This window comes from Pseudomonas sp. 31-12 (genome assembly GCF_003151075.1).
Classification (GTDB): domain Bacteria; phylum Pseudomonadota; class Gammaproteobacteria; order Pseudomonadales; family Pseudomonadaceae; genus Aquipseudomonas.
In genome coordinates this window covers 1090278-1103473 of the sequence record NZ_CP029482.1, presented here as the reverse complement: position 1 = coordinate 1103473, position 13196 = coordinate 1090278, and the positions used below count along the sequence as shown (strand labels likewise).

Sequence of the window (13196 nt, the reverse complement as noted above, 5' to 3'; positions counted from 1 at the left end):
CTAATTACTCGAACCAGTGGGCTCGGGCGGCCATGATCAACTTGCCGGCACGATCATCGTCAATGCCGTCGATGTCGAGCAGATCGTCAATAGACTGCTCGGCCAGGTCTTCGCGGGTAATTACGCCGCGCACCGCCAGTTCCATCGCCAGATCCTTGTCCATACCCTCAAGCGAGAGCAGGTCTTCGGCCGGATGGGCGTCTGCCAGCTTTTCCTCAGTAGCGATGGCTTTGGTCAACAAACGATCCTTGGCGCGAGCGCGAAGCTCGTTGACGGTTTCTTCGTCAAAGCCGTCGATGTTGAGCATTTCTTCCAACGGTACGTAGGCAATCTCTTCCAGGCTGGTGAAGCCTTCATCTACCAGCACCTGTGCCAGGTCTTCGTCGACTTCCAGCTCGTCGATGAAGTTGCGCAGGATGTCGCCGGTTTCTGCTTGCTGCTTAGCCTGGATGTCCGATTCGGTCATCACGTTCAGGGTCCAGCCAGTCAATTGGCTAGCCAGACGCACGTTCTGACCACCGCGACCGATGGCCTGAGCCAGATTGTCTGCGCCAACGGCGATGTCCATTGCATGGGCATCTTCGTCAACGATAATTGCCGCAACCTCAGCCGGGGACATGGCGTTGATTACGAACTGAGCCGGGTTATCGTCCCACAGGACGATATCAACACGCTCACCGCCCAACTCACCCGACACTGCCTGGACGCGCGAACCGCGCATACCGATGCAAGCGCCTTGCGGGTCGATACGTTTGTCTTTCGAGCGGACCGCGATCTTGGCGCGCGAACCCGGATCACGGGACGCAGCCATTACTTCGATCAGGCCTTCAGCGATTTCCGGCACTTCGATGCGGAACAACTCGATCAGCATTTCCGGCGCGGTACGCGACAGGATCAGCTGCGGGCCGCGGTTCTCGGTGCGGATTTCCTTGAGCAGCGCACGCAAACGCACGCCAACCCGGAAGGTTTCGCGAGAAATGATGTCTTCACGAGCCAGCAACGCTTCAGCGTTGTTGCCCAGGTCGACGATCACGTTGTCGCGGGTGACTTTCTTCACGGTGCCGGAGATGATTTCCCCCAGGCGCTCGCGATAGGCATCAACGACTTGAGCGCGCTCGGCTTCGCGAACTTTCTGCACGATGACTTGCTTGGCAGTCTGTGCAGCAATGCGGCCGAACTCGATGGATTCGATTTTCTCTTCGACTACATCACCTACCTGGGCACCCGGGTGCGTTTCCGCAACCTTGCTCGGCCAGGTTTCGATGGCCGGATCATCCAGGTCTGCTTCTTCGACGACCGTCCAGCGACGGAAGGTCTCGTAAGCACCGGTGTGGCGATTGATTTCCACACGCAGATCGACTTCGTCCTCGAAACGCTTTTTGGTAGCAGTGGCCAGAGCCAGCTCCAGCGCTTCAAAAATTACGTTTGCCGGTACGCCCTTTTCATTGGATACCGACTCAACAACCAGCAGTACTTCTTTGCTCATCGTACGCCTCGCCTTTCGCAAGCCATTGGATCCGCGGGATCCGCGTCTCAGTCAAAACTGGGAATAATGTTGGCCTTGTCGATCATATCGATCGGCAACAGGAACTCATGGTCTTCTACCTGCACCACGACGTCCTGCTCTTCTACACCGCGCAGAAGGCCCTGAAAGTTGCGTCGTCCTTCAAAAGGCGAGCGCAGCTTGATCTTCACTTGTTCACCGGCAAATTTTGCAAACTGCTCAATAGTGAACAGTGGGCGTTCCATGCCAGGCGAGGAAACTTCAAGGGTGTATTCAACGGCGATTGGATCTTCAACATCCAGGACACCGCTGATCTGACGGCTGACGATGGCACAATCGTCCACCAGCACACCGCCCTCTTTATCAATATAAACGCGCAACATTGAGTGGCGACCTTGAGCCGAAAACTCAATACCCCAGCATTCATAGCCCAGGGCCACGACCACCGGGGCCAACAAGGCCTGCAACTCTTCTAGCTTGCTCGACACCTGAACCCCCTCGTGCATGTATGTGCATGCTATGCAAAATAAAAAAATGGGCGAAACGCCCATCCTTGAAACGCCGTCGAACAGCGGCGTAGAAAGTGTCCAGCTAACAAAAAGCCCCTTAAAAGGGGCTCCTTAAACTGGTTGCGGGGGCCGGATTTGAACCGACGACCTTCGGGTTATGAGCCCGACGAGCTACCAGACTGCTCCACCCCGCGACAAAGCTGGGGCGGAAGTATACGACCGATCCCTGACAGGGTCAATGTAACCTTCCACCTACAAGAAAGCCCGCAACAGCGGGCTCTCCTGATAATTGGTACCGAGAAGGGGACTCGAACCCCTACACCCTATGGGCACAACCACCTCAAGGTTGCGTGTCTACCAATTCCACCACCTCGGCAATACTACGTTTGAAACCCTTCTTACTTTTGCTCTTGAGCTGGAGGCACGTCAGTCGCTGGAGTAGCCGACTTTTGCTCTTGAAGCACCGGTACATCATCAGAAGCCGGTTGTTGCTTTGGAACTTCCAACACTGCCGGGTTTGGCAAACCTACTTGAGTCAGCTGCTGAGCTTTCTCTTTAGCAAAGTAACCTAACCCTAAGCTGGTTATGAAGAAACCGGCGGCAAGTATAGCAGTAAACTTACTAAGAAAGGTAGAGGAACCTTGGCTTCCGAACACAGTATTTGAAGCACCTGCTCCGAAAGACGCACCAGCATCCGCACCTTTACCCTGCTGCAGCAATACCAGAGCAACTACGCCCAATGCACCCAGCAGATGAAAAACGACTACGACTGTTTCCAGCATTTTTTCAGTTTCCCGCGGCGCGACAGATCGCACCGAACTCATCTGCATTCAGGGAAGCTCCACCAATGAGCCCCCCATCGATATCCGGCATGCCGAACAGTTCGACCGCATTGGCCGCCTTCACGCTGCCGCCGTATAGAAGCCGCACACCTTGTGCGACTTCAGAATTCTCTGCCGCCAACTGAGCGCGGATGGCTGCATGCACATCCTGCGCTTGTTGCGGCGAAGCAGTCAGCCCGGTGCCAATGGCCCAGACCGGCTCGTAAGCAATCACTGCATTTACAAAGGCACCGACACCCAGCTCTTCTATGATACTGCCTAGCTGACGCCCGACAACCTCAAGAGTTTTCCCGGCTTCGCGCTGCTCAAGGGTTTCCCCTATGCACAACACCGGAATCAAGCCACATGCCTGTGCCGCCGCGAACTTGCGAATCAGCACACCGTCCTGCTCGCCCATAATCTGGCGGCGTTCGGAGTGCCCGACAAGAACCAGGGAACAACCTGCATCCACCAACTGACTCGGTGCAACTTCACCGGTCAAAGCGCCTTGCATGGATTCCACCGCAGAGTTCTGCGCGCCGATCGAAATCGACTTACCGTCCAAACCATCAATCACTTGATTGATATGCAAGAAAGGCGGGAATACCGCTACATCAACACCGCTCGGCAAGGCCAGATGACGAAGGCCATTGATCAGCTCAGCGACGCTGGCGCGGGTACCGTGCATCTTCCAGTTACCAGCTACCATAGGGCGACGCATGCTGTACCTCGTCGGTCAAAGTGGGCGCAGATGTTACCCAACACAATCATGGCTGGCAAGCCGAATTCAGGCAGAAACTTCAGTAACCAGTTTTGCCAGCTCTTCGGCGTAACCGCGAACCTGTGTTTCGTCCTCGCCTTCAACCATCACCCGCACCAGTGGCTCTGTCCCGGACTTGCGCAACAGTACGCGCCCACGACCAGCCATAGCCTCGGTAACACGGGCGCTGGCTTCCTTGACTGCCGGATGGTCGAGCGGACTCGCACCACCGCCGAAACGGACATTGATCAGCACCTGAGGGCACTTGCGCAACGCTTGGCGAGCCTGCGCCAGACCTTCGGAACGAGTCTTCAGCGCCATCAGCACCTGGAGTGCAGCGATGATCGCATCACCTGTGGTGGTGTGATTGAAGCAGACGATATGACCTGAGTTCTCACCACCTACCAACCAGTTGCGCTCCAGCAGGTCGGCTATCACATAACGGTCGCCGACGTTGGCACGCACAAAAGGAATCGATAGATCCGCCAGAGCCAATTCCAGCCCCAGGTTACTCATCAATGTGCCGACCACACCGCCTTGCAGTTTGTCGCGCTCATGCAGATCGCGAGCAATGATGTACAGCAACTCGTCACCATCAACGATGGCGCCAGTGTGATCGACCATCAGGACGCGATCACCGTCACCATCGAAGCCAATACCCAGATCGGCGTGCTCGGCCAATACGGCAGCCTGCAATGGGCCCATATGGGTCGAACCACAATTGTCATTGATGTTCAGGCCGTCAGGCTGGGCGGAAAGCACAACGACTTCCGCACCCAACTCGCGGAAAACGCTAGGTGCAACCTTGTAGGTCGCGCCATGAGCGCAGTCGATCACTATCTTCAGGCCAGAGAAGTTGGTACCGGTCGGTACGCTGCTCTTGCAAAATTCGATATAGCGGCCAGAGGCGTCGTTGATTCGCGACACTTTACCTATCTTGCTCGACTCAACCACGGTCATCGGGGTGTCGAGCAACTCTTCGATCATCAGTTCGACTTCGTCCGGCAGCTTGGTGCCCTTTCCGGAAAAGAACTTGATGCCGTTGTCGTCGTGAGGATTGTGCGAGGCACTGATCACGATACCGGCTTCAGCATGAAAGGTGCGCGTCAGGTAGGCGATCGCCGGCGTCGGCATCGGACCCAACAGCATCACGTCAGCACCTGCCGACGTCAGCCCGGCCTCGAGCGCGGACTCGAACATGTAACCGGAAATCCGGGTGTCCTTGCCAACCAACACCTTGCAGGCGCCCATTTTGCGGAACGCCATGCCTGCGGCCCAACCAAGCTTGAGCATGAAATCAGGAGTAATCGGGTATTCGCCGACCCGACCACGAATACCGTCGGTGCCAAAATATTTTTTGCTCATAAGTGCTCCATCATTCTTATTCGGCTGATTCCACTGCGGCGATCATCCGCACCACGTCCACTGTTTCGGCTACATCATGGACGCGCAATATACGCGCACCCTTGGCCGAAGCCAGCGCCGCGAGCGCCAGACCGCCAAACAGGCGTTCTCCAACCGGGCGATTCAAGGCCTGACCTATCATGCTCTTTCGCGAAACCCCGACTAAGAGGGGCCGCCCCAAGAGATGCAGGGCTTCCATATGTTTGAACAAGCTTAGATTGTGCTGCAAGGTTTTCGCGAATCCAAAGCCAGGATCAAGAATAATCCGCTCGGCCGGAATTCCCGCTAACGCACATTGGGCCATGCGCTCAGAGAGAAACTCGCCGACCTCTTTGGTCACGTCCCCGTAGTGCGGATTATCCTGCATGTCACCCGGTTCACCGAGCATATGCATCAGACACACCGGCAATCCGGTGGCGGCTGCCGCATCCAGAGCACCGTCTCGACGTAGCGAGCGCACATCATTGATCAAACCCGCCCCGAGCCGTGCGGTTTCACGCATGACTGCGGGAGTGGAAGTATCGACCGAAATAATGACATCCAACTCGCGATTGATGCGCTCAACGATAGGCGCTACGCGCTCCAGCTCCTCAAGAGGCGAAACCGCCCTTGCTCCGGGCCGCGTCGATTCGCCACCGACATCGATCAGCGTGGCGCCCGCCGCAACCATCGACTCGGCGTGGCGCAAGGCCGCATCGAGCTGGCTGTATCGGCCGCCATCAGAAAAGGAATCGGGAGTGACATTGAGAATGCCCATGACATGCGTCTGGGCCAAATCAAGAACCCGGTTGCCGCAAGGCAACCGGGTCGAGGACTGAACAGAAGTCATTTCAAACCTTAGACGTCAGCAGCCGGACCGCCGATCGGTGTTTCCGGACGCTCATCCTGCACCACCGGAGGTGTCCCGGAAGTACCGGTGCCACCGCCCGACCAATCGCGTGGTTCGCGAGGCGTACGACCGGCCATGATGTCATCGATCTGATCGGCATCGATCGTCTCGTATTTCATCAAGGCGTCAGCCATGGCGTCGAGCTTGTCACGGTTATCCGTGAGGATCTGTTTAGCCGTGCCGTAGCACTGGTCAATGATGCTGCGCACTTCGGAGTCGATCAGTTTGGCTGTCTCACCGGAGAAGCTCGCACCCTGACCACCGCCGCCGCGACCGAGGAACACTTCGCCCTCTTCTTCGGCATACATCAACGGACCGAGTTTTTCCGACAGCCCCCACTTGGTCACCATGTTCCGCGCAATCTGGCTGGCGCGCATGATGTCGTTGGACGCGCCAGTGGTAACACCGTCGAAGCCCAAGGTCATTTCTTCAGCGATACGGCCACCGTACAGCGAGCAGATCTGACTGATCAGTGCACGCTTGGACAGGCTGTAGCGATCTTCTTCCGGCAGGAACATGGTCACACCCAGCGCACGACCACGCGGGATAATCGACACCTTGTAGACCGGATCATGCTCTGGCACGACACGACCGACGATAGCGTGGCCTGCTTCGTGATAAGCGGTGTTCTGTTTCTCTTTTTCGGACATGACCATGGATTTGCGCTCAGCGCCCATCATGATCTTGTCCTTGGCCAGCTCGAATTCTTTCATTTCGACGATGCGCTTGCCGGTACGAGCTGCAAACAACGAAGCTTCGTTCACCAGGTTAGCCAGGTCCGCACCGGAGAAACCAGGGGTACCACGTGCGATCACTGCAGGAGCGACGTCGTCACCCATTGGCACTTTGCGCATGTGAACCTTGAGAATCTGTTCACGACCACGAATATCCGGCAGCCCGACCACAACCTGACGGTCGAAACGGCCTGGACGCAGCAACGCAGGGTCCAGTACGTCAGGACGGTTGGTTGCGGCGATGACGATGATGCCGTCATTCATTTCAAAGCCATCCATCTCAACCAGCAATTGGTTGAGCGTCTGCTCGCGCTCGTCGTGACCGCCACCCATGCCGGCGCCACGGTGGCGACCGACGGCGTCGATTTCATCGATGAAGATGATGCATGGCGCGTGTTTCTTGGCCTGCTCGAACATGTCGCGAACACGACTGGCACCGACACCGACGAACATCTCGACGAAATCGGAACCGGAAATGGTAAAGAACGGCACTTTGGCTTCGCCGGCAATCGCCTTGGCCAGCAAGGTTTTACCGGTACCCGGAGGCCCCACCATCAGCACGCCGCGTGGAATGCGGCCGCCCAGGCGCTGGAACTTGCCCGGATCACGCAGGAACTCGACCAGCTCACCCACTTCTTCCTTGGCTTCGTCGCAACCGGCAACGTCACCCAAGGTGGTTTTCACCTGATCCTCGGAGAGCAGGCGCGCCTTGCTCTTGCCGAAGCTCATCGGCCCGCCCTTGCCGCCTGCACCGCCCTGCATCTGCCGCATGAAGAACATGAACACGGCAATGATCACCAGGATCGGGAAGCTTGCGACCAGGAGTTGAGTCCAGATGCTTTGCTGCTCAGGCTGCTTGCCTTCGACCACAACGTGGTTATCCACGAGGTCGCCGATCAGACCGTTATCCTGGATTGCAGGACGAATGGTCTTGAAGCTGTCGCCATCGTTGCGTTTGCCGGTAATCACATAGCCGTCAACCGCTACGCGCTCGACCTTGCCATCCTTGACCTGCTGGATGAAGTCGGAATAGTTGAGGGTCTGCGGCTCGTTAGGGCTGGAGAAGTTGTTCATCACTGTCACCAGGACAGCCGCGATGATCAACCACAGGATCAGATTCTTTGCCATATCGTTCAATTAACTACCCTCTGAAGCAAGCTCCGCTAATGGCGCGCGCTTCGCATGATATTCACCGGCCTAACTTACTACATTACCTACGACTCTGGCAGGCGCCGTCTGTAACCCTTTGTGAAACACTTTCTACACAATATTCGCTAATGCTCACGGGGCGAAATACGAAAATCCTATCGACCCGCAAAAAAACCTCGATTTACTCACTACGGCCGCGGTAGCCCCAAGCCAGCATGTATTGCTCGCGGGAACTGCCACGGGAAGAGTCCGGCTTGATCATCTGGACCTTGTCGAATTTCTGACGAGCGTCCTTCACGTAAGCATCAAACCCTTCGCCCTGAAACACCTTGATCACGAAATTACCACCCGGCTTGAGTATCCGAGCCGCCAGATCAAGAGCCAGCTCACATAGAAACATGGCTTTTGGCATGTCCACCTCAGGCGTACCACTCATATTGGGGGCCATATCGGAAATCACAAGGTCCACCTGCGAATTACCCACGGCTTCAAGGATCTGAGCGAGCACTTCGTCCTGGGTAAAGTCACCCTGGATGAAAGTCACGTCCGGAATGCTATCCATTTCCAGGATGTCCGAGGCGATTAGACGCCCCTGACCACCGATCAGCCGACTAGTGACCTGCGACCAGCCGCCGGGCGCCGCTCCCAGATCGACAACGCTCATACCCGGACGGATCAGTTTGTATTTCTCCTGGACCTCCAGAAGCTTGTAACTCGCACGCGAGCGATAACCATCCTTCTGCGCCTGCTTCACATAGGGATCATTGACATGTCTTTGCAGCCATTTAAGGCTTGTCTTGGAACGGGCCACGGGCCACCTCGAAAATAAAACGGGTCGTGATTAACTGGGCGGTCCGGGACTCGCTCGGGTAAACTGGCCGCCGCTTTTTACAAGATCAGACGCAGGGGTCAGATTATGCCGCTCACTCAAGAGCAGAAGAAACAGTACAAATCCATTGGCCACCATCTGAAACCAGTTTTGATTGTGGCTGACAACGGTTTGACTGAAGGTGTGTTAGCCGAACTTGAACGCGCTTTGGCGGATCACGAGCTGATTAAAATCAAGCTCAACATCCTCGATCGCGAGTCGCGCCTGGCGAACATTGCAGAACTGTGCAAGGTCGGCAAAGCGGATCTGGTTCAGGTCATCGGCAAGATGGCACTGATTTATCGCAAGAACTTCAGCGTCAACAAGCAGCTGTCGAACGTTCATCGCTTCAAGTGATGGCAAGGGTCAAGGGTGTGCTTCGCGCACCCTGCCACTCCATCCAGGCACCGGCTGCAACACCAGCACCAGCCCGGAAAGCCCCAGAACCAGATAGCTGAACACCTGCCAACGCACTGCATCCGGCCAACCGACTCGCACCGCGAAAAACATCCCGCACGCATACAGTGCCATCAGCAGCATTTGCCCGCGAATATCGCGCCATAGACTGGCAAGGCCCTCGGCCTGAACCAGCACCAAAGCCTGAAAAATCACGCACGCTGTGGCGAATCCCACCATCAGCGCATTCAGCACGCCTGCAATTTCGTCGATCAGCAGCGGCGCCAGGCCTATCTGGCCCAGCACCGGCAGCAGACCAATGTGTAACAGCCACAAGCCACCCACCCATAACATCTGGGCCAGTTGCCAAAGCATGGCGCCCGCACGGAGCGGGCGCCGTCTTTCAGATGTGGCGGACTTCGACAATCTCGTACTCGATAACGCCACCCGGCGTTTTCACGGCAACCACATCACCCTCTTCCTTGGCGATCAAGGCGCGGGCCAGTGGAGAGCCGACCGAAATCTTGCCGAGTTTGAAGTCAGCCTCATCCTCACCCACGATGTGGTAAGTGACGCTTTCATCCGTCTCAACGTTGGCGATTTCAACGGTGGTGCCGAAAATCACTTTGCCTGTGTGAGGAATGGTCGTGACGTCGATGATGACCTGATTCTGAATCCGGCCTTCGATGTCACGAATCCGCGCCTCGACCATCCCCTGCTGCTCGCGAGCAGCGTGGTATTCGGCGTTTTCCTTCAGGTCACCCAACTCGCGGGCCGTGCCGATGTCCTGGCTGAGCTTCGGACGGACGACCTTGGTCAGGTGAGCGTGTTCTTCTTCCAGGGCTTTCGCGCCCTGGACGGTCATTGGGTACTTGATCATGCCTTCAATCCTGCGTGTAGATCCTGCAAGCGGCGCACAGTCTTCTCGGGACCGAACTTCAGCGCTTCGCAGATGGCTTCGCCAGCGGCAATGGTGGTGGTGCAGTAGATCTTGTGCTGCAAGGCATTACGACGAATGGAGTACGAGTCAGCGATCGACTGACGACCTTCGGTGGTGTTGATGATCAGGGTGACTTCGTCATTCTTGATCATGTCGACCACGTGCGGACGACCTTCAGTCACCTTGTTCACACGACGCACTTTCAGGCCTGCCGCTTCGATCAGCTTGGCAGTCCCGGCAGTGGCGACCACTTCGAAGCCCAAGTTGATCAGATCACGGGCCACGCCTGCAACCAGTGGCTTGTCATCATCGCGCACGCTGATGAACGCGGTGCCGCCGGTCGGCAGCACTTCGCTGGCGCCCATCTGGGCCTTGGCGAACGCTTCGCCGAAGGTGTCGCCCACGCCCATCACTTCACCGGTGGACTTCATCTCCGGGCCCAGGATCGGGTCCACACCAGGGAATTTGGCGAATGGGAACACCGCCTCTTTCACGCTGTAGAAGTTCGGAATGATTTCCTTGGTGAAGCCGATTTCTTTCAGGGTTTTACCGGCCATGACGCGGGCAGCGATCATTGCCAGGGAAACACCGATGCACTTGGACACAAACGGTACGGTACGGGAAGCGCGCGGGTTGACTTCGATGACGTAGATGTCTTCGCCTTGCAGCGCCAACTGAACGTTCATCAGGCCGACAACGCCCAGTTCCAGGGCCATTTTCTTGACCTGTTCGCGCATTTCGTCCTGGATGTGCGCCGGCAGCGAGTACGGCGGCAGGGAGCATGCGGAGTCACCTGAGTGAACGCCGGCCTGCTCGATGTGCTGCATGATCGCGCCGATCACCACGTCGGTGCCGTCGCAGACCGCATCCACGTCCATTTCGATGGCGCAGTTGAGGAAGTGGTCAAGCAGCACCGGGCTGTCGTTGGATACTTTCACCGCGTCACGCAGGTAGCGCTTGAGCTCTTCTTCTTCGTAGACGATTTCCATCGCGCGGCCGCCCAGTACGTAGGACGGACGAACCACCAGCGGGTAACCGATCTTGGCAGCGGCACGAATTGCTTCGTCTTCGCTGCGCACGGTGGCGTTTGGCGGCTGACGCAGGTTCAGGCGCTCAACCATCTGCTGGAAGCGTTCGCGGTCTTCGGCGCGGTCGATGGCGTCAGGGCTGGTGCCGATGATCGGCACGCCGGCCTCTTCCAGGGCACGCGCCAGTTTCAGCGGGGTTTGGCCGCCGTACTGGACGATCACACCTTTTGGCTTCTCGACTCGGCAGATCTCCAGCACGTCTTCCAGGGTCACTGGCTCGAAGTACAGGCGATCGGAGGTGTCGTAGTCGGTGGAAACGGTTTCCGGGTTGCAGTTGACCATGATGGTCTCGTAACCATCTTCGCGCAGGGCCAGTGCCGCGTGTACGCAGCAGTAGTCGAACTCGATGCCCTGGCCGATACGGTTTGGACCGCCGCCGAGGATCATGATCTTGTCGCGCCCCGACGGCGCTGCTTCGCACTCTTCCTCGTAAGTCGAGTACATGTAGGCGGTGTCGGTGGCGAACTCGGCCGCGCAGGTGTCAACGCGCTTGTAGACCGGGAAGATCTCGAGCTTGTGACGGTGGCGGCGCAGAGCTTTCTCGGTCACGCCCAGCAGTTTGGCCAGACGCATGTCGGAGAAGCCTTTGCGCTTGAGCTTGAACATCAGGTCGCGGTCGATGCTGGCCAGCCCCAGGGTCTTGACCTTCTCTTCGTCCTTGATCAGATCTTCGATCTGCACCAGGAACCACGGGTCGATCATGTTCATGCCGAAGATGTCTTCGACCGACAGGCCCGCGCGGAACGCGTCAGCCACGTACCAGATACGCTCGGCGCCCGGCACGGTCAGTTCGCGCTTGAGGATACTCATGCTTTCCGGGCTGCTCAGGTCGAGCTTCTCGTCCAGGCCGCAAACGCCTACTTCCAGACCGCGCAGGGCTTTCTGCAGGGACTCCTGGAAGGTCCGGCCGATGGCCATGACTTCACCGACCGACTTCATTTGAGTGGTCAGGCGCGCGTCGGCTTTCGGGAATTTCTCGAAGGCGAAGCGTGGCAGCTTGGTCACTACATAGTCGATCGACGGCTCGAAGGAGGCCGGAGTAGCGCCGCCGGTGATTTCGTTCTGCAGTTCGTCCAGGGTGTAGCCGATCGCCAGCTTGGCAGCGATACGCGCAATCGGGAAACCAGTGGCTTTCGAGGCCAGGGCCGAAGAGCGGGATACACGCGGGTTCATCTCGATCACGACCATACGGCCAGTATCGGGGCAGATGCCAAACTGAACGTTGGAGCCGCCGGTTTCCACGCCGATCTCACGCAGCACCGCCAGGGAGGCGTTACGCATGATCTGGTATTCCTTGTCCGTCAGGGTTTGTGCCGGAGCAACGGTGATCGAGTCACCGGTGTGCACGCCCATCGGGTCAAAGTTTTCGATGGAGCAGACGATGATGCAGTTGTCCTTCTTATCGCGGACAACCTCCATCTCGTACTCTTTCCAGCCGATCAGGGATTCGTCGATCAGCAGCTCTTTGGTCGGCGACAGATCGAGACCACGGGCGCAGATTTCTTCGAACTCTTCGCGATTGTAAGCGATACCGCCACCGGTGCCGCCCATCGTGAAGGAAGGACGGATGATGCATGGGAAGCCGAGCTTTTCGAGGACCGCGTTAGCCTCTTCCATGCTGTGGGCGATACCCGAACGCGGGCAGTCCAGGCCGATGGATTTCATCGCCTTGTCGAAACGCGAGCGGTCTTCAGCTTTGTCGATGGTGTCAGCGTTGGCGCCGATCATCTCTACGCCGAACTTCTCCAGAACGCCTTCGCGCTCCAGATCCAGTGCGCAGTTCAGAGCGGTCTGGCCACCCATGGTCGGCAGCAGCGCGTCCGGACGCTCTTTCTCGATGATCTTGGCCACGGTCTGCCATTTGATCGGCTCGATATACGTGGCGTCAGCCATGTCCGGGTCGGTCATGATGGTCGCCGGGTTGGAGTTCACCAGGATGACGCGGTAACCCTCTTCGCGCAGGGCTTTGCAGGCCTGGGCGCCGGAGTAGTCGAATTCGCAGGCCTGGCCGATCACGATCGGGCCAGCGCCGAGAATCAGGATGCTTTTTATGTCTGTACGTTTTGGCATGGGTTTGTCACTCAAATCCGCAGGTCAGTCGGCAAGCCGTCTTGTTCAATCTGTGAAGCCTTGA

General features: G+C 57.4%; 12 protein-coding genes and 2 tRNA genes. 1 reads left to right on the top strand and 13 read right to left on the bottom strand.

What is annotated here, in order from left to right:
• Positions 1-4 precede the first annotated feature (4 nt).
• From nusA to rlmE, 10 genes are all read right to left on the bottom strand, one after another.
• Positions 5-1486 carry a transcription termination factor NusA gene (gene nusA, locus DJ564_RS05010; protein WP_008024459.1) on the bottom strand — a complete coding sequence of 494 codons (1482 nt, stop codon included), beginning with the start codon at positions 1484-1486 and terminating at the stop codon, positions 5-7.
• A gap of 47 nt (positions 1487-1533) precedes the next feature.
• A complete protein-coding gene (gene rimP, locus DJ564_RS05005; protein WP_010463487.1) occupies positions 1534-1992 on the bottom strand; it encodes a ribosome maturation factor RimP in 459 nt (152 codons plus the stop codon).
• Positions 1993-2130: 138 nt separating this feature from the next.
• A tRNA-Met gene (locus tag DJ564_RS05000) sits at positions 2131-2207 on the bottom strand.
• A 96-nt stretch (positions 2208-2303) separates the two neighbouring features.
• Positions 2304-2389: transfer RNA gene (locus DJ564_RS04995), tRNA-Leu, on the bottom strand.
• 22 nt (positions 2390-2411) lie between these two features.
• Positions 2412-2795: a preprotein translocase subunit SecG gene (gene secG, locus DJ564_RS04990; protein ID WP_010463489.1), complete on the bottom strand. Its 384-nt coding sequence runs from the start codon at positions 2793-2795 to the stop codon at positions 2412-2414.
• Between the two features lie 4 nt (positions 2796-2799).
• Positions 2800-3555, bottom strand: coding sequence for a triose-phosphate isomerase (tpiA, locus tag DJ564_RS04985; protein WP_109627913.1), 756 nt, complete (start codon positions 3553-3555; stop codon positions 2800-2802).
• 66 nt (positions 3556-3621) lie between these two features.
• Positions 3622-4959 (bottom strand): phosphoglucosamine mutase, encoded by a 1338-nt coding sequence (gene glmM, locus DJ564_RS04980; protein WP_109627912.1) that lies wholly within the window; start codon positions 4957-4959, stop codon positions 3622-3624.
• 16 nt (positions 4960-4975) lie between these two features.
• Entirely contained in the window at positions 4976-5827 is an 852-nt protein-coding gene (gene folP / locus DJ564_RS04975; RefSeq protein WP_109627911.1) for a dihydropteroate synthase, read from the bottom strand.
• A gap of 8 nt (positions 5828-5835) precedes the next feature.
• Positions 5836-7749 (bottom strand): ATP-dependent zinc metalloprotease FtsH, encoded by a 1914-nt coding sequence (gene ftsH, locus DJ564_RS04970; protein WP_109627910.1) that lies wholly within the window; start codon positions 7747-7749, stop codon positions 5836-5838.
• 202 nt (positions 7750-7951) lie between these two features.
• Positions 7952-8581 (bottom strand): 23S rRNA (uridine(2552)-2'-O)-methyltransferase RlmE, encoded by a 630-nt coding sequence (gene rlmE, locus DJ564_RS04965; protein WP_008005470.1) that lies wholly within the window; start codon positions 8579-8581, stop codon positions 7952-7954.
• Between the two features lie 105 nt (positions 8582-8686).
• Here rlmE and DJ564_RS04960 point away from each other — a divergent pair, with 105 nt between their 5' ends.
• Positions 8687-8995, top strand: coding sequence for a YhbY family RNA-binding protein (locus tag DJ564_RS04960; protein ID WP_008057408.1), 309 nt, complete (start codon positions 8687-8689; stop codon positions 8993-8995).
• A 9-nt stretch (positions 8996-9004) separates the two neighbouring features.
• On the opposite strand, the gene DJ564_RS04955 is transcribed toward DJ564_RS04960, so the two are convergent.
• From DJ564_RS04955 to carB, 3 genes are read right to left on the bottom strand one after another with little or no spacing between them, the layout of a single operon-like run.
• Positions 9005-9409, bottom strand: a complete 405-nt coding sequence (locus DJ564_RS04955) for an MFS transporter (RefSeq protein WP_109627909.1) — start codon at positions 9407-9409, stop codon at positions 9005-9007.
• Positions 9410-9437: 28 nt separating this feature from the next.
• Complete coding sequence (gene greA, locus DJ564_RS04950) at positions 9438-9914, bottom strand: transcription elongation factor GreA (RefSeq protein WP_010463507.1); 477 nt, start codon at positions 9912-9914, stop codon at positions 9438-9440.
• Entirely contained in the window at positions 9911-13132 is a 3222-nt protein-coding gene (gene carB / locus DJ564_RS04945) for a carbamoyl-phosphate synthase large subunit (protein ID WP_109627908.1), read from the bottom strand. The genes greA and carB overlap by 4 nt, the downstream gene beginning before the upstream one ends.
• Positions 13133-13196 lie beyond the last annotated feature (64 nt).